General features: G+C 36.1%; 22 protein-coding genes and 1 pseudogene. 12 read left to right on the top strand and 11 right to left on the bottom strand.

Annotation, left to right across the window (positions count from 1 at the left end; all coding sequences use genetic code 11):
• The first annotated feature begins 51 nt into the window (after positions 1-51).
• The 6 genes from FLP_RS00895 (at position 52) to FLP_RS00870 (ending at position 8,211) form a co-directional block, all read left to right on the top strand.
• Complete coding sequence (locus FLP_RS00895; protein WP_065447615.1) at positions 52-813, top strand: phosphatase PAP2 family protein; 762 nt, start codon at positions 52-54, stop codon at positions 811-813.
• A 68-nt stretch (positions 814-881) separates the two neighbouring features.
• The gene (locus FLP_RS00890; RefSeq protein ID WP_065447614.1) at positions 882-1,562 is read left to right on the top strand and encodes a response regulator transcription factor; all 681 of its coding nucleotides are present in this window, start codon (positions 882-884) and stop codon (positions 1,560-1,562) included.
• Positions 1,552-2,817 (top strand): sensor histidine kinase, encoded by a 1,266-nt coding sequence (locus tag FLP_RS00885; protein WP_065447613.1) that lies wholly within the window; start codon positions 1,552-1,554, stop codon positions 2,815-2,817. The genes FLP_RS00890 and FLP_RS00885 overlap by 11 nt, the downstream gene beginning before the upstream one ends.
• Positions 2,818-2,881: 64 nt before the next feature.
• Positions 2,882-5,293: a TonB-dependent receptor gene (locus FLP_RS00880; RefSeq protein WP_065447612.1), complete on the top strand. Its 2,412-nt coding sequence runs from the start codon at positions 2,882-2,884 to the stop codon at positions 5,291-5,293.
• Between the two features lie 75 nt (positions 5,294-5,368).
• Positions 5,369-7,327 carry an LTA synthase family protein gene (locus tag FLP_RS00875; protein ID WP_065447611.1) on the top strand — a complete coding sequence of 653 codons (1,959 nt, stop codon included), beginning with the start codon at positions 5,369-5,371 and terminating at the stop codon, positions 7,325-7,327.
• Complete coding sequence (locus FLP_RS00870) at positions 7,327-8,211, top strand: diacylglycerol/lipid kinase family protein (RefSeq protein WP_065447610.1); 885 nt, start codon at positions 7,327-7,329, stop codon at positions 8,209-8,211. Before FLP_RS00875 ends, FLP_RS00870 begins: the two co-directional genes overlap by 1 nt.
• Positions 8,212-8,294: 83 nt before the next feature.
• Here the strand turns inward: FLP_RS00870 and FLP_RS00865 are convergent, their stop codons facing one another.
• Positions 8,295-9,053 carry a phosphatase PAP2 family protein gene (locus FLP_RS00865; RefSeq protein ID WP_065447609.1) on the bottom strand — a complete coding sequence of 253 codons (759 nt, stop codon included), beginning with the start codon at positions 9,051-9,053 and terminating at the stop codon, positions 8,295-8,297.
• A gap of 549 nt (positions 9,054-9,602) precedes the next feature.
• Here FLP_RS00865 and FLP_RS25220 point away from each other — a divergent pair.
• Together FLP_RS25220 and FLP_RS25895 are read left to right on the top strand one after the other, a co-directional pair.
• Complete coding sequence (locus tag FLP_RS25220; RefSeq protein ID WP_123921631.1) at positions 9,603-9,794, top strand: hypothetical protein; 192 nt, start codon at positions 9,603-9,605, stop codon at positions 9,792-9,794.
• Between the two features lie 133 nt (positions 9,795-9,927).
• Positions 9,928-10,164, top strand: coding sequence for a DUF6965 family protein (locus FLP_RS25895; RefSeq protein ID WP_065447608.1), 237 nt, complete (start codon positions 9,928-9,930; stop codon positions 10,162-10,164).
• Positions 10,165-10,602: 438 nt separating this feature from the next.
• On the opposite strand, the gene FLP_RS25390 is transcribed toward FLP_RS25895, so the two are convergent.
• From FLP_RS25390 to FLP_RS00850, 3 genes are all read right to left on the bottom strand, one after another.
• Positions 10,603-10,764 carry a hypothetical protein gene (locus FLP_RS25390; protein ID WP_165571362.1) on the bottom strand — a complete coding sequence of 54 codons (162 nt, stop codon included), beginning with the start codon at positions 10,762-10,764 and terminating at the stop codon, positions 10,603-10,605.
• Positions 10,761-11,336 carry an ATPase gene (locus tag FLP_RS00855; protein WP_065447607.1) on the bottom strand — a complete coding sequence of 192 codons (576 nt, stop codon included), beginning with the start codon at positions 11,334-11,336 and terminating at the stop codon, positions 10,761-10,763. Before FLP_RS00855 ends, FLP_RS25390 begins: the two co-directional genes overlap by 4 nt.
• A gap of 839 nt (positions 11,337-12,175) precedes the next feature.
• Entirely contained in the window at positions 12,176-12,553 is a 378-nt protein-coding gene (locus FLP_RS00850) for a histidine kinase (protein WP_065447606.1), read from the bottom strand.
• A 1,107-nt stretch (positions 12,554-13,660) separates the two neighbouring features.
• Here FLP_RS00850 and FLP_RS00840 point away from each other — a divergent pair.
• The 4 genes from FLP_RS00840 to FLP_RS25890 all read left to right on the top strand — a co-directional run bounded on the left by FLP_RS00840 (position 13,661) and on the right by FLP_RS25890 (position 16,642).
• On the top strand, positions 13,661-14,215 hold the full coding sequence (locus FLP_RS00840; RefSeq protein WP_083195763.1) for a DUF3592 domain-containing protein: 555 nt from the start codon (positions 13,661-13,663) through the stop codon (positions 14,213-14,215).
• Between the two features lie 48 nt (positions 14,216-14,263).
• Positions 14,264-14,590 carry a hypothetical protein gene (locus FLP_RS00835; RefSeq protein ID WP_065447603.1) on the top strand — a complete coding sequence of 109 codons (327 nt, stop codon included), beginning with the start codon at positions 14,264-14,266 and terminating at the stop codon, positions 14,588-14,590.
• A gap of 139 nt (positions 14,591-14,729) precedes the next feature.
• Positions 14,730-15,716 (top strand): WG repeat-containing protein, encoded by a 987-nt coding sequence (locus FLP_RS00830; RefSeq protein WP_065447602.1) that lies wholly within the window; start codon positions 14,730-14,732, stop codon positions 15,714-15,716.
• 683 nt (positions 15,717-16,399) lie between these two features.
• Complete coding sequence (locus FLP_RS25890) at positions 16,400-16,642, top strand: DUF6965 family protein (protein WP_065447601.1); 243 nt, start codon at positions 16,400-16,402, stop codon at positions 16,640-16,642.
• A gap of 298 nt (positions 16,643-16,940) precedes the next feature.
• Here the strand turns inward: FLP_RS25890 and FLP_RS00820 are convergent, their stop codons facing one another.
• The 7 genes and pseudogenes from FLP_RS00820 to FLP_RS00780 all read right to left on the bottom strand — a co-directional run bounded on the left by FLP_RS00820 (position 16,941) and on the right by FLP_RS00780 (position 24,154).
• Positions 16,941-18,095 (bottom strand): DUF4291 domain-containing protein, encoded by a 1,155-nt coding sequence (locus FLP_RS00820; RefSeq protein ID WP_065447600.1) that lies wholly within the window; start codon positions 18,093-18,095, stop codon positions 16,941-16,943.
• Positions 18,096-18,659: 564 nt separating this feature from the next.
• A complete protein-coding gene (locus FLP_RS00805) occupies positions 18,660-19,112 on the bottom strand; it encodes a VOC family protein (protein ID WP_207797830.1) in 453 nt (150 codons plus the stop codon).
• Positions 19,113-19,301: 189 nt separating this feature from the next.
• A pseudogene (locus FLP_RS00800) lies at positions 19,302-19,962 on the bottom strand (IS6 family transposase).
• 452 nt (positions 19,963-20,414) lie between these two features.
• A complete protein-coding gene (locus FLP_RS00795) occupies positions 20,415-21,287 on the bottom strand; it encodes an NmrA family NAD(P)-binding protein (protein ID WP_065447597.1) in 873 nt (290 codons plus the stop codon).
• Between the two features lie 78 nt (positions 21,288-21,365).
• Positions 21,366-21,935 (bottom strand): Crp/Fnr family transcriptional regulator, encoded by a 570-nt coding sequence (locus tag FLP_RS00790; protein WP_065447596.1) that lies wholly within the window; start codon positions 21,933-21,935, stop codon positions 21,366-21,368.
• A gap of 498 nt (positions 21,936-22,433) precedes the next feature.
• Positions 22,434-23,051 (bottom strand): cytochrome b, encoded by a 618-nt coding sequence (locus FLP_RS00785; protein ID WP_065447595.1) that lies wholly within the window; start codon positions 23,049-23,051, stop codon positions 22,434-22,436.
• Positions 23,052-23,053: 2 nt separating this feature from the next.
• A complete protein-coding gene (locus FLP_RS00780) occupies positions 23,054-24,154 on the bottom strand; it encodes a catalase family peroxidase (RefSeq protein ID WP_065447594.1) in 1,101 nt (366 codons plus the stop codon).
• Positions 24,155-24,273: the final 119 nt, after the last annotated feature.

Genomic DNA, 24,273 nt, shown 5'->3' with positions numbered 1-24,273 from the left:
TATAATCTAAAATTGTAGTAACTTTATTAAAGATATATACTAAAAAAAATGATGGAAAAATTTATTTTCTCAGTTGTTTCCTTACTTTTTGCGTGCTTTACCATAGGGCAAAATACTGTTCCAAAGGATTCTATAGTAAATGACACGGTTAAAAACATCACCTTCAATTACAAACAGCTTATCATTCCAGGTGTTTTGATAGGATATGGTTTTTGGGGAGCTGAAAGCGGGCAGATAAAAAGTTTCAATTTTCAGATACGCGACGAATTTACAGAAGACATTGATAAAAAAGTTACAATAGATGATTTTTCAAGATATGTTCCTGCCGTTTCTGTTTATGCGCTTAATGCGTTTGGGGTCAAGGGAAAAAATAATATGCGCGACCGCTCTGTAATTTTGGCAACTTCAACAATTATAACTGTCGGTTCTGTTTTTGCCTTGAAATCAATTACCAATGTAGAGCGGCCCGATGGATCTTCCAATAATTCATTTCCTTCTGGTCATACCGCTATCGCTTTTGCAGGCGCTGAATTTTTATATCAGGAATATAAAGACAAATCTATATGGTACGGCGTGGCGGGTTATGCGGTGGCTGCAGGTACTGGCATATTTCGAATGTACAACAACAGGCACTGGCTTACAGATGTAGCTGCAGGTGCCGGAATTGGAATTCTGAGTACCAAAATTGCCTACTGGATGAATCCCTATATTACAAGGAAATTATTTCATGGTGAACAAAATAAATCGACATCTTTTATATCCCCGTCATATGATGGTAAGAATTTTACAATCTGCTATTTTAAAACATTTTAGGATGATTTAATTTCAATAAAGAGTCCTTTTATTCAGTTTTTCTTCAGAATTCATTTGTAAATTGCAGCATGAAAATTTTGATTATTGAAGATGAGCGCGAAATTGCGCAAAGCATCAAAGACTACTTTAAAACAAACGGCATTCAATGCGAAACTGCCGAAAACTATAATTTGGCACTCACCAAAATAGACAGTTATGATTATGATTGTATCTTATTGGATCTTATGCTGCCTGATGGTGACGGTTTTGATATCTTAAAAGAGCTAAAAGCCAAAAATAAAACCGAAGGGGTAATTATTATCTCAGCCAAAGAAAACCTGGAAACGCGTCTGGAGGGATTTAATCTTGGTGCCGATGATTACCTGACCAAGCCTTTTCATCTCGCTGAACTTTTAGTCCGCATGCAGGCGCTCATTCGCCGTAAAAATTTTAAGGGAAGCAATAGTGTTATTTTTAATGAAATTGCGGTCGATATTTTCTCCAAAACAGTAGCTGTAAATGATATAAAACTGGATCTTACCAAAAAAGAATTAGATTTACTTTTGTTTTTAATTGGCAACGAGAATAAAGTATTATCAAAATCGGCAATTGCAGAGCATTTATCCGGTGATATGGCCGATATGCTCGATAATCACGATTTTATATATGCCCATATTAAAAATCTTAAAAAGAAACTAACGCACGCCGGCAGCGGCGATTATATAAAAACGGTGTACGGGCTGGGATACAAATGGGAAAATGAGCAATAAAAAACTACTTCTTAAAACCACCAACAGTTTTCTTATTTATGCTGTTGTTATACTTTTAATAGCGGCACCGGTATTTTATTATACCTGCCAATGGCTCTATATTTATGAAACAGATGAAGTACTGCTTTTTCATAAAGGGGCTTTTGTAAAGGAAAGCCATAGCAATTATAAAGCTGCTGATATTGCGGCATGGAACAAATACAATCATAATGTTACTATTGTGCCCGATATGGGCGTGAGAAAAGATTCCATCGTCGGTGAGATGATTTTTGAGGCCATGGCCAATGAAAAAGAGCCTTTTCGCATACTTTATGCCCCGGTAGAAATAAACGGAAAAAAGTATACTTATATCGAAAAGCGCAATCTGGTAGAAATGGAAGGAATGGTGATCAGCGTTGCTTTCATGTTTCTTTTTATCATCATTATCCTGCTGACAGGGATTATCTGGATATCCAAAAAATCGGCTGCACAAATCTGGAAGCCTTTTTACAATACACTGGGCCAGATTGAGGAGTTTGAAATTGATAAAAACAATTCGCCTGAATTTATTGCAACAGATATTGATGAATTTGACAGGCTTAATAAAAGCCTGGAGCGCTTAATAGAAAAAAACACTGTTATTTATAAAAGCCAGAGAGAATTTGTAGAAAATGCAGCTCATGAACTTCAAACACCTTTAGCTTTATTTCAGACTAAAATTGACACGCTCCAGCAATTGGACTTAACCCGCGAACAATCCGAATTAGTGGGATCTTTGAACAAAGATGTCTCTAGACTCAGCAGACTCAATAAAAACCTGCTGTTACTCTCTAAAATTGATAATGAAATTTATCTGGAACAGGAAGCCATTATTTTAAATGAATATATTGATAAAAATCTTGATTTCTTTATTGAACAGGCACAAGCCAAAAATGTAAAAATCAATACGCATTTTAAAAATATTCTAAGAACAAAAGGAAATACGGCACTGACAGAAGTGCTGCTGAATAATTTATTTCTAAATGCCATTCGCCACAATATAAAAAATGGCGTAATTGATATTATCATAGAAAACAATTCCCTCAAATTTGTCAATACCGGTCAGGAAACACCTTTGGGAGCGCAGAGCATCTTTAACCGTTTTTCAAAAGTAAATCCGTCGTCTCAGGGAAATGGGCTGGGACTGGCTATTATCAAAAAAATCTGCGAAATTAACCGGTGGGAAATCCGTTATTCTTTTACTGAAAATCTGCATACTTTTGAGGTGATTTTTTAGAAAATTCAAACTTCCTACAGAATCACCTATGAGCTTTGTACTATTCTTTTTTTAAATAGTACAAATGAAATCAAAAACACTACTGCTCTTCTCTTTTCTGCTGATAGCCGTAATGCAATTATCTGCCCAGAAAAAAACTGTAATTCTTTCGGGAATTATTACCGATAGTAAATCCAAAGTTGCGATACCTTACGCCAACGTTATTTTAAAATCTTCAAAAGATCCTAAAATTTTCTTCGGGACTGTTAGCACCGAAGACGGGCGCTTTACTATAACAGGAGTCAATTCAGGAAATTATACGCTGGAGTTAACTTCAATTGGTTTTAAAACAAAATCTCAACCTGTATTTGTTGGAAGCCTTTCTGATTATCTGGATCTTGGAGCTACAGAAATGGAAGAAGACATCAACACTTTATCTGAGGTCATTGTGAGTTCAGACACGCAAAAAAATCCTGTAACAATGGATAAAAAAGTGTTTGCAGTCGCTGATAATATTGCCCAAAGCGGAGGCTCAGTTCTGCAGTCCATGCAGAGCCTCCCGGGGGTTACGGTTCAGAATGGAAAAGTGCAGTTAAGGGGAAATGATAAAGTAACCATTTTAATTGACGGCAAACAAACCGCGCTCACAGGATTTGGAAACCAGTCGGGACTGGATAATATTCCAGCTTCAGCCATCGAGAAAATTGAAATCATCAATAATCCCTCTTCTAAATATGACGCAAACGGAAATGCCGGAATCATCAATATCATTTATAAAAAAAATAAGCAGGATGGCCTGAATGGTAAAATAGCAATCAGTTCGGGTTATGGCGCATTATGGCAGCGCAAGGCAAATCTTCCCACTATCAGGGATCAATATCACATGACCCCTAAAATCAATCCGAGCCTGTCTTTAAATTACAGAAAAAATAAAGTAAACACTTATTTACAAGCTGATTATCTGTATACCGAAACCCTGAACAAAAATGAGTTTGTAACCAGAACCTATGATGACGGAACGATAATCAACCAGCAAACCAAGCGAAATCGCGACACGCATTTTACCACTATTAAAACCGGAATCGACTGGAATTATAACGACCAGAATACTTTTTCATTTTCCGGATTATTTGGAAGCGAAAAAATTATCGATCACGGAGACGAGCCTTTTTTTAATTCCGATTATTCTCAGCGTTTACGTTTGTGGCAATTTCTCGAAGATGAGCTTAAGACAACTGTGATGGCGAGCGCTTCTTACCAGCATAAATTTAGACAAGCTGGACGAAAATTAAATGCGGGAATTAATTACACGTACCATCAGGAAGATGAAAAATATTTCTTTGATAATATTCTGCCGGCCTCTGCGGGAAAAGATGCTTTTAAGTTATTGTCAGATGAAAAGGTAATCGATCTGAATTTGGATTATGTCCAGCCTTTAAAATACGGTCGTTTTGAAACGGGAATTAAATTTAGAAATCGGGAAATCCCAACCAATATGCAGTTTTTCCCTGGCGAAAACTCCCCTATCGATGCCAATGCAGGTGGTTGGGCCACTTATAAAGAAATCATACCTGCTGTTTATGGAAACTATATTTATGAAACAGAAAAAATTGAAGCGGAGCTGGGACTGCGTTATGAATATGTACAGCTAAAGTATGAGGTCAATCCCAACCATCCTACTTATAAAAGTGACGGTTACAATTATACAGAACCTTTTCCGAGTGTTAAGCTTGCCTACAAAATAGATGATCAAAATAAATTTACCGCTTTTTACAACCGCCGCGTTGACAGGCCCAACGAAGTCGATATTCGTATTTTTCCAAAATACGATGATGCTGAAATTATTAAAGTAGGAAATCCTGCCCTTCGTCCCCAGTACACAACTGCCTTTGAAGTGGGGTATAAAACCGATTTTAAGAAGGGCTATTTTTTAGGTTCACTTTATTACAGGGTGGTAAACGGTACCATTACCCGAATTGCAACAACGGTTCCCGGCAGCCCAATCATTTATAATGTGTTCCAAAATGCTATGGAAAGTTCTTCTTTTGGCATTGAGCTTGTCTTTGCCAAAGAAGTCAATTCCTGGTATTCTTTTAATCTGAATGGTAATTTATATAAAAATACCATTGACGCTTTTACGGTAACCAATTTATATCCCGTTGCGTCAACTTACAGCGCAAGTCTGCGGGAAGCAACTTCGGGAAATGTAAAATGGAACAATACTTTTCATTTGAGCAAAACTCTTACCGGACAGGTTTCAATGGTTTACCTGGCACCCGATATTATTCCACAAGGGAAAATCGGCTCCCGCTTTTCTACAGATCTCGGTGTAAAAAAGATGGTGCAGAAAGGAAAAGGCGAAGTATTTTTAAATGCCACCGACATCTTCAATACGCTGGTCATCAAAAAAGAAATTCAGGGTGAGGGTTTCCGCTACACCAGCAGGGATTATTATGAGACACAGGTAGTTCGCTTTGGCTACAGTTATAAATTCTGATTTCCCAATAAAAACCAAAATTCAAAATAAATTCAGAATTGGGTTATAAAATTTGCCTTTTAATAGTATAAAAACATGAATAAATTATCCCCAAAATACGGCAGGTATTCACTGCTGTTTCATTTCATTATCTGGTTTTTAATGCTTTCACAGTTGCTGAGAATTTCCTTTTTCATATGGCAATATGATGAAGTTTCGTGGGATTTAATTACTCTTTTAAGAACATTCTTTACAGGTTTGTTTTTTGATTTTGGCACTGTTGTTTTCATTTCACTCTGCAGCATATTTTATTATAGCCTAATGCCCAATAAATGGATTGGCTCTATTTTAGATAAAGTCCTTGTTTATTTTTTCACATCACTCACGGTGTTTGTTCTTGTCTTTACTTTTTTTGCCGAATTGACATTTTGGGATGAATTTAAAACCCGATTTAATTTTATAGCCGTTGATTATCTTATCTATACACATGAAGTTGTAGCCAATATCAAACAGTCGTATCCGCTTCCTTTGCTAATTGGCGGCGTTTTATTGTTAAGTGCAGCATTTCTGTTTCTTTTTTATCAAAGAGGAGCCTTTACAACGACTTTTACTTCAAAAGCAACTTTAAAAACCAGACTTTCGGTTTTGTCTTCAGCCATAATTGTCGCTCTGTTTTTTAGCTTCTTTATTACCAATAATCAGGCGGAATGGTCTTCCAACCGCTATAATTCTGAAATTTCAAAATCAGGAATTTATTCCTTTTTTGCTGCTTTTAGGAATAACCAGATGAAATATGTGGACTTCTATACTTCAATTGATAACGACAAAGCTTTTGGTGTTATAAGAAAAAAACTGGCAGCTGATAATGCTGTTTATTTTAAAAGTGGTTCTTCCATTCACAGAAAAATAACAGACAGTGCCGCTTCCCTTAAAAACAAAAATGTTATTTTTATTTTGGTCGAAAGCCTTAGCGGAAGTTTTCTTATGGAGTTCGGAAACAAAGAAAACATAACTCCGTTTCTGGACAGCCTTGCCCAAAAAAGTATCTTCTTTGAGGATTTATATGCCACTGGAACAAGAACGGTCAGAGGCATGGAAGCTGTTACTTTGTGCATTCCTCCCACTCCGGGCCAGAGCATCGTTAAAAGACCTAATAATCAAAATCTTTATACGGTTTCTAATGTGTTTAAAACCCGAGAATACGATTGTAATTTTTTCTATGGAGGAGACGGCTACTTTGATAATATGAATGCCTATTTTGGCGGAAACGGTTTTACAATATATGATCGTGGGCGTGGAAGTGTTTTAAGCGATGAAATTAAAACGATCCGAAATAATATCAATGATAGCGAAGTAACGTTTGAAAATGCATGGGGAATTTGTGACGAGGACATTTTCAATAAAATGCTAAAAGTGGCAGATTTACAATATAAAGCCGGAAAGCCATTTTTCAATTTTGTAATGACAACATCCAATCACAGGCCTTTTACTTATCCCTCGGGAAAAATTGATATTCCATCGGGAACAAGCCGCGAGGGAGCTGTAAAATACACCGATTTTGCCTTGAAAGAATTATTCAAAAAAGCCAAAACAAAATCCTGGTTCAAGAATACTGTTTTTGTAATCATTGCTGACCATTGCGCCAGCAGCGCCGGAAAGGATGAAATAGATGTTGCCAATTACCATATTCCGGCCTTCATTGTGAATTTCCCTGAAAATCAGAATCAAAAAATAGCCAAACAGTGTTCGCAAATTGACCTTTGGCCTACCCTTTTTTCTTTGTTTCACTGGAATTATGAATCTGATTTTTTTGGAAAAAATGTTTTGGATAACCGTTTTGAACAACGTGCTCTTATGGGAACTTATCGCAAACTGGTTTTGATGAAAAAGGAAAAAGTAATGATTTTATCAGACCAGAAAAAGCAGGCCTTTTACTCATGGAACAAAAAAGACAATAATCTTAAAGCTCTTACTATCGACGAGTCTTTTTTAGAAGAAACAATTTCGTGGTACCAGACTGCCGATTTTCTTTTTACCAATAAACTTTTAAAATAATGATTTACATTCATTTTATAATCAATCCTATATCGGGAAGTGGAAAACATAATTTGTCTGCTTCCTATCTTTTGAATCAATTTTCTAAAGAGGAATATAAAATTCAAGTTGATTATACCAACCAAAAAAAGCATGCCATAGCACTCACAAAAGCGGCTATTACTCGAAATCCCGATTATATCATTGCTTGCGGCGGAGACGGAACCATCAACGAAGTAGCTTCCTGCCTTGTGGGAACTTCAATTAAGTTAGGAATTGTTCCTGTAGGTTCAGGTAACGGACTCGCCTCTAACCTAAACATTCCCAGAAATTTTGACAGGGCAATTGCTATTATAAAAAAAGGAAATGCAGCAGCGATGGATGTGGGACAGCTGAATCACAAATACTTTTTCAGCAATATGGGTATCGGTATTGATGCCATGATTATCAAGAAATATGAAAGAGCAGGAAAAAGAACACTTCCCGCTTATATCAAGGCTGCATTGTCTTCCAGCTTAGAATTTAAACCGCAAAAAACCATTGTACGTTTTAACGATCAGATTCTGGAAACAGATCCTTTGATGTTATTCATATCCAACTCAAACGAAATGGGTTATAACATGAGCCTGACCCCTAAAGCAAGTCTTCATGACGGCTTACTCGATATGGTTATTATTACAAAATTGTCCTTTTTTGAAAAAATTATGCTGGGTTATCATGTGCTTCGAAACACGATCGAAAAATTTGAAAAGGCAAAACACTGTTTAGTAAAAGATATTCAAATCGAAATGCCTTCCAAAATCTTCATTGATGCCCAAATTGACGGAGAACAGTATAATTTAAAAACAAATGAAATAAAAGTAAGCATACTTCCGGGCGCTTTGCAGGTTCTTGTTCATTTATAAAAACATAAATTCCATAGAGAGACTTACTTTAATCTGTCTATCTATATGGAATTAATTTTATGATCCCTACATTATATACTGCTTTAAAATTGCCTTACAAAACTGCATCCCAGTTCTTTTCCGTTATAAAAAGGCATAAGCATCGATGTGGTTTTATTTTCTTTTGAGGATTTAAAGACCTTATGCTGCAGATAAGGATATATCCAATACGCCGCTTTTGTACTTAATATTCCTATACCTGCTCCCGCAACAACATCTGTAAGCCAGTGCCTGTCATTATACATTCTAAAAAGTCCCGTTCCTGTTGCTACTGCATATGCTGCAATTCCGTACCAAATGGATTGGTCCTTGTATTCCTGATACATAAATTCGGCTCCCGCAAAAGCAGTAGCCGTGTGCCCTGAAGGAAAGGAGTTATTGGAGGATCCGTCGGGTCTTTCCACTTTTGTGATATTCTTAAGGGCAAATACCGAAGCGCTCATCATCAAATAAGAACTGGCCAAAATAATAGAGCGGTCTTTTAGGTTATTTTTCCCTTTTACGCCAAAAGCATTAAGCGCGTAAACAGAAGCTGCAGGCGCCCACTGGGAAAAATCATCAATAGAGACTTTATGATCTATATCCTCATTTACTTCTTTCTTAATTTCGGCATTGTAGCTCTTAAGCTGATCACTTTCAAGACCAATAAATCCATATCCCAAAAGAACCCCGGGAATGATTAATTGTTTGTAATTGAATTTTAAATTGGTTACAGTATCTTGTACCGTAATTGTATCACTTATTGTGTTTTGTGCACAAATCGAAGTCATACCAATAAGGAATAAGAGGAAGGTTTTTAACATGTTAGAAAAGATTAGATATTACTAATTACGCTTTATGAATAAAAAATAAACGTAGTTTTTCCTCATAGAAACAGATTAAATTAAGGTGATAGGTTTTTATCTTAAAGATTAATTATAAGGCAAAGTTCAACATGAAATCTGAAGAAATTCTGTATTTGTAGCAGTAAAATTTATTTTAACATATTTAAAAAAGCATCGATAACATTTGCCAAAGGCTGGTCAAAATAATTTCGTTCAGGAAATTATAAAAAAGGAAAGGATTAAAGATAAAAGTTTTGTCAACGGCTTATGAAATTATTATTAAAAACTTAAACCAAATCATAAAAAACGGATTCAACTCTTAGCCCCGATTGCTTCGCCAGTTCGCTTCACTCGTGTGCAGTGGAAATCCTTTTGCCGGGGTTCGGTACAAAAGTTTGAAACGTATAGCGGGAATAGCTCCTAAAAAATAATATTAAATTTAAAAACTGAGTCTTTTAAAAAATCGACAGTAGTAATTTAATTCAAAAAATAAAATTACAACTTCCCATCCAACCAAAAATTACGATCATGAAGACCGTAATTCCCAAAACCAAATCAAAGACCCAAAAGCCGCAGCCAAAAACACCCAGCCCCTATGACCCGCAAAACCCCTATAAGGAACCCCAAAGCGGCCCCAAAGACATAACCGGGAAGGACATAGAAAAGTACTTTATAGAGAATGACTCTTCAAAGGGGTTTGAAACTCATTCTAAAAACTAAAAATAAAATCGGCACGATAATTTAATGACTGCCAGTATAGTTGGAACAAAAGCAGAGAAGACAACTTAATTTTTAAGCCAACAAAACCCTCTCACCCCTTGACAAACCTGAACTTTTTACCTATTTTTGCCCCATGACCCCCGATGAAATAAAACGCTATTTTGAAGCCACTCCCCCGCCGCAGGAAGTGGAGTTAAAGCCATGGGCTAAAATCACAGATTCCCGGCTTTTCCTTAAAAGCTGTTTCCTTACTATACACCATTATAAAGGAGACCTTGAGATGTGCCCTGCCTGGTGGCATTTAAAAGAGTTCTATATGATTGTAAGACGAGGTACAAAGGAAACTAAAAGCGAGAATCAATCGGAATAAAGCTAAAATAAGCGGCCCTGTTACCTACCATGGATGTATCAGGGACCTAAATGAATACGGTTATATCAATTATCTTCCAAAGAGAAATAGAAATTAAAGAAGAACCATTTATTTCACTCTTTAAGAGTTTACTAAAATTCCCAGTAAAAGACAGCAAAGCTGTTTTTATGAGAAACCTGGGTTCTTTATCTCACGAGTAGCTATTTTTTTTGCCACAAAAAGTTTAGGTGTTTTTTAAAGATATTTCACCCGTCTAAGTTTTGTGGCAGAATCGTGGCACATCGGAATTTGGAAAAATGAAAAATCAGCTATATCAAAGCCTGACGAATTTAGGTTCGAAACTTTAGATACGAAAAAGAAAAAACACTAAGTTACTAAAGATAGAAAGATAAAACAGCCCTCATTTCTGAGAGCTGTCGATGCTTAGAGCTATACTTTTTATAAAGAACTGGCCTTTATCCTTACAATCTTGCCATCCTGCATAACAACCAGATCGCTGTTATTTTTCTTTTTAAACTCAATTAATTTTTCAGAAACTTTATCCATTGCCTCTATAATCTTCTTCTGAGTTGGTGTCGTTGTTGATTTGTATTCTCTCATAATTGGTTCTTTGTGAGTTTATCGAACTTGATTTCATTTATAACTTCAATATCATTGCCTAAAGTTTTTTGTGCTATCAATTCAGCTTTTACAGCTGTATTGTCAAAAATCAATGCCTCATTAACTATAGGCAAATATATAGCAAACAAATTAGTTATTCCGTTTTTATATCTGCGTTTAATAACATCGGTTTCAATATTGTGTCCTCCTTCCTGAACCCTGGTCTTGACCCTTTCAATTGCCAGGTCAACACTATCGAGCCAAAAAAATAAAAGAACCACTTTATATCCTTTTTCCTGAGCCGAAATCACTTTCGCTTTATAACTTTTTGTGGCCAAAGTCGTTTCAAAGGCGAAGACTTCATCATTTGCCATTAATTCATTGATTCTGTGGAGCATAATTCTTCCCGATTCAAAGGCAGCCTTTTCAGGCTGGAAAGGCGAAAGTCCTTTAGCAATTTCGTCCGCATTTACAAACTCCTTACAATTTAGTATTTCCGGAAGTATTGTAAATGAAGCAGTAGTCTTGCCAGCACCATTACAGCCTGCAATTATATAGAGATTTTTATTCATCCTTACAAAGATAATAAATTACACTTTTAGTATAAATTATTTACACTTATAGTTTATTGTCCAAATGTCTTAAAACCTGCAATCAAGCGACAATATTGAAAAATTTGATACTATTTTATTCTTGCTTTCCATCCATCACCCCTATCATCGACCAAAATCTAAAGAAAAAATCTAAAAGAAATAACAGAAAAGAAAAAACAACCAATCAACTAAGTTTTACAGCAGCACTCCAAGATCATTATCGAAGAACATTGGTTCGAGTCCTTCGCACTTAATAGCACTTTTATTTAGGTGTAAAACCTTAAATTAAGTTTTGTGGCAGAATCGCGGCATATCAGTATTTTCAGAATGAAAAACCAGCTAATTCAAGGCCAAAGAAGTTTAGGTTCGAATCTCCAGATATCCAATATAAATAATAAAGGCACCTGGTTAGAGATGCCTTTATAAGTTAACTGTGAAGTATAATTATGCTGCAGCTGCATTTACTGCGTTTGGAACCCTGCGGCCTTCCCAGATGTCATATCTTACTGCATCGTTTTAAGCGATGTTTCTGACAGAACTGAAGCATGAACAAAAACTTCGGCCCCTCCGTTAGTTGGGCAAATAGCGGGAAAAGCTCCTGAAAAACAATTAATTATGATAGAAGAAACAGCTATGTTTATCATTTAATGCCCATCAATTATTTAAATAGAAAAACCTTGAACTTAGCATACTAAAATAGTTAATAGTATCGCTAAATCGCAGATTCAAGCCCTGTAACTATTAATCAAAGTGTTTTAATTGAGTGTTTCCAATATATTTTTTTGATGACCCGGGTACTCTGTTGGGCAAGCCATCATTCACATATCAGTCCGTCTCTTTAAACAAATAAAGTTCGATAATTCTTCTGTCGAAGCATTCAGGGATTCAGCAGATTGAATAATCAAACTTAAAATTTCTCTCAATTCATTATTTTCAAGATTTACATCTTCACACAACAATTTTGAAAGCCCCAGGATATTGGCAACCGACTTTCTAACCTTGTGAGAAACTGCAAACATCATCTGCTCTAAACCACTGTTAAATTCTTCCATGTTCAACTCTTTTTCTGTTTCAACAATGTTCAAATTTACATTAGCAGTTTTAAGATCCTTAGTACATCTTTCCAATTCTTCGTGATTAAAAATAAGTTCTTGCTTTGCTTTTTTTAACTTATCTAATATATTATCCTGATCCATAATTTACGATTATTAAAGTTAGATTAAAAGTATAACATTTAAAACTACTTTTCTTAACTAAACATATCAAAACTAGAAAAAGAAATATGTGAGCCTGGGTACTGGGTAAAGGATAGTATCTGAAAAAATATTTCTTTTTAGGGTAATTGTAAATTTACAAAAAGGGCCAACTTAATTTTAAAAAAAAAGGTTTCATATTATAAAATGAAACAACAAAAAATGCATTAAAAAGGCTATAACCAATAAGAATGTTTTGTATAATAGTAAAGCGTATTTTTTAAATAAAACAACAATCTCCTTCACCAGACCGAATCCTAGCCCCGATTGCTTCGCCAGTCCGCTTCGCTCGTGTGCAGTAGAAATCCTTTTGTGCCGGGGTCCGGCACAAAAGATTGCAACGAATAGCGGGGAAAAGCTCCCAAGGAAATATCAAACCTAAAAACCCAGTGATCAGCATCGTAAATTGTATTCAATCGTGCACGTACCTGGGGATGATCTGATCGCTATTTTATAAATGCAAACCATTATACACAGCAAAATTACGATCATGAAGACCGTAATTCTCAAAACCAAATCAAAGACCCAAAAACCGCAGCCAAAAACAGCAAGCCCCTATGACCCGCAGAACCATTATAAGGAACCCCAAAGACATAACCGGGAAGGACATCGAAAAGGACCTTATAGAAAATGACCCATGGGAGGGGTTTGAAACTGATATGGATACCCAAAGAGCAATGAGGATGAAAATGATCCCTTTGAGACCATAGCGCCCCAAAAGGATGATTCTGTAAGGAAGGAATTAGAAAAAGGTAAACCTGGCCGTGAGGAGCTTTAGGAAGATGAAAGCATAAGGGATGAGACAGGTCACGGAGCACTCCATAATTATAAACCCTCCCAGCGAAAATTTTAATGTACCAGACTTGATACATGTAAAATTACTGATGCACAGCTATTGTCGCACAACTAAAAGATTTAGTAGAATATTGTTATATTCGCTTAAAAAACTTGCTAACTGCACAAAGCAAAGTAAATAAAGATCCTACTTGTGCCATTTTAAGACTGTTGTAAATTGGCTGGCGATATTGATAACGAAAAAGAAATGAAAAGATGAATTTTGAAAATTGGGAGTATGGCGTGATTCCAACTGTTTTTATATGTGTTTTATTACCCCTATTTCTATATTATTCATACTGGCTGTTTATTTCCGGAATTATCGGGCTGCACAGAATGGAAGAAAGTACAAGATGGAAATATTGTATTGGAGAGGTTAAAAACGCTGAAATAAAATACATGTCATTTTCTGAGGATTACCGCTTTAGGTTAAAAAAGACATATAACTATGTTGTAGACGACGTGGAATATGAATCAAATCAAACCTACGCCAGTGATTATCTGTTTGAAAAAGAATATAAAAGTCTGGATCAATTTCCGAAAATCGATGAAATATTTTTAAAAAGCAATCAATTCATTGAGACTGAAAAAGAAAAAGAAATCCAAACAGGAAGAAAAGTGACGGTCTATTACGATAAAAACAATCCAAAAAGATCCTGCCTGATCAATAAAATCAACAGCCAGATTTATTTGCCAATATGTATGGGATTATTTTTTGGACTGGTACTAACAATTTTTGCTTTTAGGCTAATCGGTAATTTAACGGCATGAAAAAATCCTATAACTGGAACTGAAAGTTGAAAAATGCAATAATTATTTATGAAAGACTTTAATGCAGATGAATTTCCCAGAAACTTAAATGATCAGGAAATTGAACTATTATCTGAGATGGTTATTAAAAATCAAATATCGGATTTGTGGAAACAAATTGCCGTTAAACTAACTTCTGAACAAAAAGTAAGAATCAATAAAAAAATTGAAACTAAAAAATATTCTGAATCAGAAAAACTGCCCTCATTTAATAAAAAAGCGATGAATGATGAGGAATGGGAAAGGTCAGTTAAGGAAAAAGAATTGGAAAAATTTCAAGGCAACATGGTGAAGTTTGGATTATGGGAAGAAGGATTTGATGAAGAAAAGAAATAGAAAATTAGATATAATCGCTAACAGATGTTAACTTTTATGATTTGTTAAAAAATAGTTGTAAGCTATAAAAATTCCTTTAGACCTTACCAGATAAAATACATTAAAAATAAAATTTTACAAGCAACTCCTTAAATTTACTATGAAAAATTTAATATTAACCTCAGTACTAATTGTAACTGTACTTAGCTACGGACAAAGCGCAGCACAGAACAAAAAAGTCAACAATGAACATTATCCAATTACTGTTAATGGTATATTCGGTTTTATTGACAAAAAAGGAAAAATTGTAATAAAGCCCCAATTCTATATAGCCACCTATTTTAACGAAGAATTTGCAGTTATTAAAAATACCGCCGGCAAATTCGGTTATATAGATCTTTCAGGAAAAACTGCCATCATGCCTCAATTTGATTATGCAGATAAGTTTAGCGAAGGACTTGGATTAATTAGTATAAAGGAAAAATTTGGCTTCGTTAACAAAGCAGGAAAAATAGTCATTAAACCACAATTTACTTGGGCCAATGATTTTCAGGAAGGACTTGCATGTGTTAAATATGACGACAAATATGGCTATATTGATCAAACAGGACAAATAGTTATCAAAGCTCAATTTGACTATGCAGATAAGTTTAGTGAAGGACTTGCCGTGGTGATCCTTAACGGTAAATCAGGTTATATCAATAAAACAGGAGAATTAGTAATCAGTGCTCAATTTGGGATTGCGCATGACTTTAAAGAAGGAATAGCCCCTGTTAGTATTAACGGTAAATTTGGCTACATCAACAAAACCGGCGAAATAGTTATAAGCCCCACATTTGATTCTGCATTTCCATTTAATGACGGGCTAGCCAGAATCATAGTGAATAAAAAACAGGGCTACATTGATAAAACAGGAAAAATAATTGTCGATCCTCAATATGAATTTGCACGGGATTTTTGTGCCGGCTTTGCACGTATTAAGAATGGTGATAAATACGGTTATCTTGACAAAACAGGACAAATAGCTATCAAAGCCCAATTTGATTATGCAGATGATTTCAGAGATGGAATTGCCAACGTCAAATATAATGGCAAATACACCTACATTGATGAAACAGGAGCACTTATTTACACTCCAAAAATATAAGCTAAAAATTAAATATATTGCCTACAGCTATTATAAAGGAGGTGGGCTATTGTCTTATTGGCAATTTATGAATTAAAAATTAAACTGACAGGCTTCTATACTTTGGATTGCAGCAAAAAATTAGAATGGTCCTACCCTATCTCCGATTGCTTCGCCAGTTCGCTTCGCTCGTGTGCAAAGGAAATCCTTTTGTGTAGTGGTTCGGCGCAAAAGATTACTTCACTATACTTTTATTTTATTGGAGTTCAGTGAACTTCGTTTGCAACCTATAGCAGGAAAAAGCTCCTAAAAAATAACAAGCTAAAACTCAGTGATCAGCAAATAAAATAACACATTCAGATACGCCGCAAATTTACGACAAGGACCACAATACTTCTCAAAACCAAATCAAAGACCCAAAAAGTGCAGCCAAAAACAGCAAGCCCTTATGACCCGGAGACCCTTAAAAGGAACCCGACAGTGACCCCAAAGACATAACCGGGAAGGACATAGAAAAGTACTTTATAGAGAATGACCCTTTAAAGGGGGCTCAAACTGATTCTAAAAGGTAAAAATAAATTCGGCATAGTAATTTAATGACTGCCAGCATAGTTGGAACAAAAGCAGAGAAGACAACTTAAATTTTAAGCCAACAAAACCCCTCGCCCCTTGACAGGCCTGAACTTTTTACCTAATTTTGCCCCATGACCCCCGATGAAATAAAACGCTATTTTGAAGCCACTCCCCCGCCTGCGGAAGTGGAGTTAAAGCCATGGGCTAAAATCACAGATTCCCGGCTTTTCCTTAAAAGCTGTTTTCTCACTATATACCATTATAAAGGAGACCTGGAGACGTGCCCAGCGTGGTGGCATTTAAAAGAGTTTTACGTCATAGTAAGACGCATGGCGCAGGAAGCCAAAAGTGAAAAGCCAGCGGAAGAGTGTTGAGATAAAGCACGTTTAGAGGGCTCTTTCATTGTTCTGTAATTTCCCAGATCATGCCGCCTTTTTACCGTTTTCACCTGTTCCAACAAAAAGGATTTTTACTTCCTTTTTCTCACCTTCCTTCATAAGTAGGTGTAGGGTCAAACGTTGCAACCTAATATTCGTAAGTGGCTTTATCCTTTAAGCCCAGCATCGTTTCACCTACTTTTTGAGCTGAAGCTGATACATTTATTTCTTTTTTAAATCGTAATTTTTGCATGGCTTTCCTGTTTTTATAAGCCTAAAGCTACGTATTATATGATCAAAAATACCAAAAAGCTCTGCTCTGGATTTGTTTATACAAATATTCTTCGTCAAAAGATTCAATGAAATAGTCAGCCGTTTGAGGGGCAAATCCTGGAATATTTTCTACTAAAAAATCTTTATAGCTTGCGATGTATTCTTTTGTTTGTTGATGTCCCAAAGGATAAAAAATCATTTCACCATCAAATCCGCACCAAGTGTCAAAATCTACTAATTTAGCTTCCAAAATCAAGTGAAGATCAATTATATTCTTATTCTTACTGGCAAAGTAACTAAGCATCAGAAGGTCTTCGCACATACAGTCAAACACACCCAATTCCTCATCTCTTCTGTAAAGAATAGCAGCTTTCAAAAGATACCTTGACAATTCTGCATTAATGTAATTTTTTACATAACCAACAAATTCATCTCTTTCTGGTTGATCGTTATCAACTAGCAGCTTTTCAAAATTTGTTTGACTGATTTCTTTTGTATTCTCAAATTCTAAAATTATTTCTTCAACAAATGATGTTCGAAATACTTCAGGCATAGAAAATTTCTTTTTTAAATCACCGTTGACTTCAATTATAGATTCGTTAATCACATAATACCAACCTTTTCCGCTGTCAATTTTTTCTTTTTGTTCTTTTACAAAAGCAGTAATGTCTTGAATTGATTTTATAAATTTGCTATTAAACTTTTTTAAAGCTTCATTTTTAATTCCTATTTGAACAGCCCTGCGTTTTAACTTGTCTCCTTTACTATTATGGTCAGGATCCCACTGAATTCTTACGTTGCTAGTATTTAGTTTTTCTTTCCATGCAGATTCATCGCCGTAGGCTTCATTATAGCTTGTTAAAATGCCTTCGGCAAGAAGCTCTTGAAAACCTTCAAAAGTCATTTCAATAGCTAAAATTCGACTTTGGTTGCTGTCTTTGTTCGCCCAATCACTCCTATACATCATCCACAAAAAGTTTGGTTTTATCCAAGTCATTCTGTCAAAGCTGTACTCTTGTCCTCCAAATTTTTGATTTTCTATCGCATAGTCCGCAATTTTATCATTGAATGCCTGATATACAAATATATTGTCTCCGTGTTTTTGTCCAAGTATAAAATTTCCTTCTTGAGGAAGTCCTTTTTCATAGCTGTGATGTTGGATTGTATTTATGTTCATTTTTATTTATAGGGTATATTTTTATACTTAAAGCCTCAGACTTTTATCCAAATATAGAGATAACACACGAAGAAGTCTGTCAATATTTCACTGAAAAAAAAACAAAGGCTTCTGTATTTGCCATTCGTAGTAGAGATTTTCTTGCTCATCAAGCAATTATCATTCAAAACAAGCTTAACTAACATATGCTGGTCATATGCTTACTTTGGAACCGCTCCCGGTGCACCATCAAGTTATAGCTATAACTGGTCATATTATGCCACTGTTTTGCTAAATATTTAGAGAGTTTTAGACCGGTTCCCTGAGGGATGGCTTCCGGAGCCGCTGCTAGTGTCCCATTAGGATTTTCAGGCAGCTCTGCTGACTTTTTGAGTGTCTCGGCTACAAGATATTTCAGGAATTCAGGCATAGAATGTTTTATAATAAAATGCCTATTCTTAAACCATTTTATTGAAATTATAGCTCGAAATCTCTCGCATAATCATCCGATTTAAATTGGATGATGACTTAAGAATTTAAACCAAAAAGAGTTCGGTGTCAATCTCCACGCTTGCTAAATCAATATCAACTCCAGTTTAGGAGTTCTACTATATTTCCGTCAGGATCCGAGATATAAATAAACTTAAACACACCCATATTATCAAAATGATGTTCGCTTAGCTCTCCAATCTTCGATGCTCCATTCGATAATGCTAATGCTAAAAGTCCGGCAATGTCCTCTACCTGGAATGCAATATGTCCAAATCCTTTTTGATTAGCTATGTGTCTTTCAGCATTTATCATTTTTGAATACTGATAGATCTCGAGTGTTGGTCCATTATCGCCATAGCCGGGTAAACGTAATTGCATCCCTTGTAAATGAGCATTTACAACACCGGTGCCTTTGTCAAGCCACTCTCCTTGATAGGTTCGTATAGGTGGAACTGGTATGCAATTAAATACGATTTCATAGAATTTTGCAAGTTTCTTCCAATCCTTCGTTATAATGTTGGTATGAGCGTACTTTATTTTTATCATGAAAATTTGACTATTGTTCGAAACTTATTAATGGTAACACTTTTTCAATTTATTATTTCCTGGTGTTATAAAATCTTTTGTTCTTTAAGCTACAAAAGTATAATTTTGTTTTCGAATCTCTGTAATATATATTTAAAGGTTATGTCGCATCTGTCAGAATAAAATATAAGTTTTTAAATGATTTAAAACCTAAACTGCCAATTTACAAAATGATTTAAACATAGTTATCCCTGGTCTAACCATTTGATTCTTTCTCAGCATATGCACAACTTCAATTCCGCTCAATGTTCGTATGGCCGATTCAAAACTTTTAAAACCTAACCCGTTTTGTATACGCCACTTTATAAAACGATGATCCTGTTCTACAATATTGTTGCGATATTTACACTGCCGGATTTTAATCTTTGAGAATGAACGTTTATTATAAACTTTGATCGCTGCGGTATTAGAACCGCTTTTATCAATGTTTATTACTCTTGGCCGGTAATTATTAGCAATTGCTTTAATTAGAAATGACTGAGCACTCATTCTTTGTCTTTTTCTGGTCAAAAGAAAGTCAACTGTATTGCCAATTTATCTGCCGCTCGATATAAATAACACCAAATACCCTTTACTTTGATATAGGTCTCATCCAATCTGCAGCTCGCCCCCACTCTGCCTTTCTCTTCTTCATCTCTGCCTCAAGCAAAGGTGCAAACTTATAAACCCAACGCTGAATCGTGGCATGATCCACAATGACTCCTCTAATCTTCATTAGTTCTTCAACATCACGGTAACTAATCGTAAATCTTAGCTTGAAATATACTGCCTGAAGAATTATGTGTTTTGGATAACAATGACTAGTATTCATCTTTTGATCGGTTTAAAATTCTAAGATAAAAGTTATTACCAGATGCGACAAAACCAGTAAACCTAAGCTTAAAGTATACTGTCTGAAGAATTATCTATTTTGGATAACAATGACCTTTAGTATTCATCTTTTGATCGGTTTAAAATTCTAAAGATAAAAGTTTTTCCCAGATGCGACAGAACCTTCGAATATCACCAACGCATCTGAAACACCTAGTCTGGTTTGACTCCATTTTTTTCGATTTAAGGCATTATAAAATAAAAAAACAGCCCAAAGGCTGTTTTAATTTTTAAGCGATATTAATATAAATAGCTGATTTTCTGTAAATGTCATATGCAATAATTAACTACCAACACATCTGATACATTACCAAAATAAATAAAATATTCAAAAGAGGATAAATGTAAAGTTAAGTTAACAATGCCATTTGCAGGTTTCTTCTTTGTTCAGCCTTATTTTATTTTATCAACTACATTTTCAATCATCCAGTCCTTAATTGTTGTCGTAGTATCATCTGTTCTCGGCTCAGCATCATACAGGCCATTACCAATCGCCGTCAGCATTTCAGTTAAAGAGAATGCAAATGCTTCCGATGTCTGGTGTTGTCCCAACAGTGTTTTAATATAGTCTTCATTTGAAACCTGCTGAAAACGGATCGGTTTGCCTGTCAATTCACTCAGTTGAATTGCAATGTCGTTATAGCTGATATTTTCCGGACCCTGAATCGAGTATCCTTCCACACCTGTCCAGGTTTTATCAATCAGAAATTCCACAGCTTTCGTCGCAATGTCTTTTACCGCGACTTGTGCCATTTTGTAATTTCCGTCAATGGGCAAAAAGAACATTCCCGTTTCTTTTAATGAAGCGGTTTGATACAAAATGCTTTCGTAAAATACAGGACAGCGCAATGCCCTGACTGATGCACCTGACTGATTGATTATATCTTCACCTTTGTGGAGTGCTGTTACAAGACCTGCCTGCAAATTGCTTTCCTTCCCACCGCTTGACAAATAAACAACTCTTCGTGTACCGGCATTTTTAATTGCATTTGAAGCCACGTTGGCGAAGGTTTCATAATAGACATTTACGTCTTCTTGTGTGTTGCTCTGAGGCACACAAAAATAAAGCGTGTCGCATCCTTCTAATGCTTCTGTAAATTCAGATTCATTCAGCAGTGATCCCGTGGCAACTTCTACTTTTTCTAAAATATCAGCTGATATTTTTTCGGGATTTCTGACAAAAATTCTGACCCTTTGCCCTTGTTCTACTAATTGTCGCAGAATCATTGAGCCTGTGTTGCCTGTCGGCGTGGTTACTAAAATCATATTGAACTTTTTTATTGTTTGATAAAGCGCAAAGATGACCGGAGTTTTTTTTGTAAACATTGTCCTATGTTCACATTTTCACAGCTTTGATTTTAATCTGCTTAATGTTTGAGGGGTAAGGCCCAAATAAGAGGCAACCATTTTATTTGAAAGTCTTGTCAACCATCTTGATTGATTTGTCATAACCCAACGGACTTTTTCTATGGCTTCTAAACTTTGAAAACAGTATATACGTTCCTGTGACTTCAGATAAGCCAATTCTAAAATTTGTCTGTAAATGAAAGCGAACTGCGGAACTGTGTCAACCAAATGAAAGTAATCTTCACGGTTGATGACCAGCAACTCCGAAGGTTCAATAGTCTGCATAAATTCATAGGATGGTTTTTGATTGATAAGACTTGGCAATGCGGTTCCAAAAGAATCCTCAAAATGAAAATATCTCGTGCCTTCTTCTCCGTCCTTGTTAATATTGAAAAGTCGTATGCAGCCTTTATTAACAAAATAGAAATGTTTGCAAATTTCCTTTTCTTTCAACAGAAATTCGTTCCTTTTGGTCTTTTTAATTGTGAAATATGAACAGATAAACGAAAGTGTCTTATCGTCAATTTCAATCTTTGTTTTAAGATATTTTTCTAATTGTGTGTACACTTAAAATTTTTTATGGTTACATTAAGATTTTGCTGATGAATTTCCAATTGCAAATGATGTGTCAATTTAATAATATAACTTAAATTTTTCATGATAAAACATAGAAGTTCAAATCCAGAATTTTGTATAGATCTTAACGATTATATAATAGAGAATGATTTAAAGCTCACCTGTTAAAAATTGTGCTCTACCCAGCCCAAATGACCAATCTTCTTTTAAGAAAATCGATTCTTATAAAAATATTGAAATTGATACCCTTGAAGGAATTATTAATTCAGTAGAAGCAGGGATCGGAATTACTCTGCTCCCCACCGAATTGATTCTTAAACATTATAGATATCAATCACTTCATCTCATAAGCTTACCAAAAAAGTTTTCTAAGTGTCCTGCTCAATTTATAAATAGAAAGGATTATTTTGCCACTATTACAAATACATCACACATTCAACAATTTTTAGCTCCACTAACTATGAACTTCTCTTCCTTCATACCTATAAGTCATTCATTATCAATGGTATTGATATATTCATCTGGCAAGAGATTTTCATATCTAGTAATTGTTTTTCTTGTCCACGTAATACTCGAAAAAAGCCCGTCTCGATATACCCAGGCATGTAACAATGCTGCGGAAAGGTGCCCTATGATCATCAAGAAAAATGTCCAAGCCATCACTTTGTGCGCATCATGCATCAACGCAAATAAAAATGGATTCTCCGGAAGTACTGGGGGAAGATTGACACCAGGAAGGATCTTTATCAAAAACCCTCCTGCAGACAATTGTGCCCATCCTGTTAGTGGCAAAGCCACCATCATACCATACAGGAGCCAATGGAGTCCTGCCGCCGCTTTTGACTGAAAGCCAGACACGCTTGCAGGCATTTTTGGTACAGAAAAGCTTAACCTGTTTATCAAACGGATGATCACCAGCAACAATATAGCTGTACCTAATGGGATATGGAGGTCTAGCAGCCACGGTCTCCACGTTAGAGATGTCATCATTCCCAACCCGACGAAGATCATGGTAAGTATCATCGATGCCATCAGCCAGTGCAATATACGGGCAGTTACATTGAAATGAGTTGGCGGAGCCGAAGGTATATTTTTATTTTTAGCCATGGTTACTTATTTCGTACTGTTTCTTTTTGAGGTTTCCCTACTGCATCCGTAGCCTTACCATAACCGATCTCGCGTACCCGATCGCTGTGCGAATGGGAATAAATGCCAGCCCGGGCTGCCAGAACCGGATCATCCGAAAGCGTAATTCCCTTTGGGACACGAGTGGGATCGAAATTTACATCCCTGCATCCACCCTTCGTCTGGTCAAAAACATGGGATACTTCCAAGGTGCCGGCCACGATCTGTTTGCGGTTTTCCGGCCAAACCTGTGAAGGGTCATTTACCGGATCGCCTGGTTCGGCCAAAGTCAGCACGAGATCCCAGTATAGCGGCCCTTTTCCAAGACGCTTCTTCAAATCTTCAAACAGGAAGTCGTGGCTAGCCTCTTTACGCTGACTGACACTCCATGAAGTGAATGGTGCATGTGGACGCATAGACCAGCGTACCGCCTGATTTCTGCCCTTGGCATCAATCAAAATGAACGAATTGATGACATTGTATTGCGCTCCTGCGAAACTGCGGGTCCATGGTGCAGTTGCATCCCACTGTACATATTTCTGAGCCTCTGGATATTTTTTTAAGAAAGGAGCTACCTTGGCTGGATCAGGAGCACCGGTCTTCGGGACAGGCTTGTAAGCTTCTACTTGTTCTAAGAAACCTTCCGGAGTGTGGGTAGCAAAATAGGGTTCGTTATTCAGCTTCATTCGCCATTGTTCTCCGTCATCAGCAGTCATCATCGCAGCCATACTTACTGTTCGGGTGGAATTATCAGGCGCATAAGGATCGGGGCTGCCCAATGAGAAACGCCCTACAACCGGAACGTTTTGTTGCGCAAAAACCCTTGCAACAGAATATGGAACAGCTTTACCAGAGGCATGGAAAGTTCCTTCAAAACAGATTCCCTTTCCGTGAGCCCGACGGTAACCGGCCGGATATGTTTTGGGTGTGTCCTGTAGAAATGTTTCGGTGGTAATGCGTCCGCCAACAAGTCCTGCTGTACAAGCGAAGGCTAAAATTATTGTCCCTGAAATAAGGGCAATGCCAATCACTATAAAAAGTACACGCTTTTCTTTTAAATAGGCAACTAAAGATTTTTTTTTCATATTTTCAAAAATTATTAAATGTGAAACTATGATTCCTTTAATTGATATGCAGTTTCCATTTCTATTACTTTACCGTACAAATGTAGAGTAATTGAGAAGTGGCAGAATTACACTTTCCG

This window comes from Flavobacterium piscis (assembly GCF_001686925.1).
Classification (GTDB): Bacteria; Bacteroidota; Bacteroidia; order Flavobacteriales; family Flavobacteriaceae; genus Flavobacterium; species Flavobacterium piscis.
This window is presented reverse-complemented; position numbering and strand designations above follow the sequence as displayed.

Coding starts and splice junctions, on each gene's coding strand:
- FLP_RS25895 (WP_065447608.1), top strand. CDS start 9,928: ATGACCCCCGATGAAATAAAACGCTATTTTGAAGCCACTCCCCCGCCG.
- FLP_RS00865 (WP_065447609.1), bottom strand. CDS start 9,053: ATGTTAAAAACCTTCCTCTTATTCCTTATTGGTATGACTTCGATTTGT.
- FLP_RS00870 (WP_065447610.1), top strand. CDS start 7,327: ATGATTTACATTCATTTTATAATCAATCCTATATCGGGAAGTGGAAAA.
- FLP_RS25890 (WP_065447601.1), top strand. CDS start 16,400: ATGACCCCCGATGAAATAAAACGCTATTTTGAAGCCACTCCCCCGCCT.
- FLP_RS00805 (WP_207797830.1), bottom strand. CDS start 19,112: ATGATAAAAATAAAGTACGCTCATACCAACATTATAACGAAGGATTGG.
- FLP_RS00795 (WP_065447597.1), bottom strand. CDS start 21,287: ATGATTTTAGTAACCACGCCGACAGGCAACACAGGCTCAATGATTCTG.
- FLP_RS00880 (WP_065447612.1), top strand. CDS start 2,882: ATGAAATCAAAAACACTACTGCTCTTCTCTTTTCTGCTGATAGCCGTA.
- FLP_RS00890 (WP_065447614.1), top strand. CDS start 882: ATGAAAATTTTGATTATTGAAGATGAGCGCGAAATTGCGCAAAGCATC.
- FLP_RS00830 (WP_065447602.1), top strand. CDS start 14,730: ATGAAAAATTTAATATTAACCTCAGTACTAATTGTAACTGTACTTAGC.
- FLP_RS00835 (WP_065447603.1), top strand. CDS start 14,264: ATGAAAGACTTTAATGCAGATGAATTTCCCAGAAACTTAAATGATCAG.
- FLP_RS00780 (WP_065447594.1), bottom strand. CDS start 24,154: ATGAAAAAAAAATCTTTAGTTGCCTATTTAAAAGAAAAGCGTGTACTT.
- FLP_RS00885 (WP_065447613.1), top strand. CDS start 1,552: ATGAGCAATAAAAAACTACTTCTTAAAACCACCAACAGTTTTCTTATT.
- FLP_RS00820 (WP_065447600.1), bottom strand. CDS start 18,095: ATGAACATAAATACAATCCAACATCACAGCTATGAAAAAGGACTTCCT.
- FLP_RS25390 (WP_165571362.1), bottom strand. CDS start 10,764: ATGAGAGAATACAAATCAACAACGACACCAACTCAGAAGAAGATTATA.
- FLP_RS00875 (WP_065447611.1), top strand. CDS start 5,369: ATGAATAAATTATCCCCAAAATACGGCAGGTATTCACTGCTGTTTCAT.
- FLP_RS00785 (WP_065447595.1), bottom strand. CDS start 23,051: ATGGCTAAAAATAAAAATATACCTTCGGCTCCGCCAACTCATTTCAAT.
- FLP_RS00840 (WP_083195763.1), top strand. CDS start 13,661: ATGAATTTTGAAAATTGGGAGTATGGCGTGATTCCAACTGTTTTTATA.
- FLP_RS00850 (WP_065447606.1), bottom strand. CDS start 12,553: ATGGATCAGGATAATATATTAGATAAGTTAAAAAAAGCAAAGCAAGAA.
- FLP_RS25220 (WP_123921631.1), top strand. CDS start 9,603: ATGAAGACCGTAATTCCCAAAACCAAATCAAAGACCCAAAAGCCGCAG.
- FLP_RS00855 (WP_065447607.1), bottom strand. CDS start 11,336: ATGAATAAAAATCTCTATATAATTGCAGGCTGTAATGGTGCTGGCAAG.
- FLP_RS00895 (WP_065447615.1), top strand. CDS start 52: ATGGAAAAATTTATTTTCTCAGTTGTTTCCTTACTTTTTGCGTGCTTT.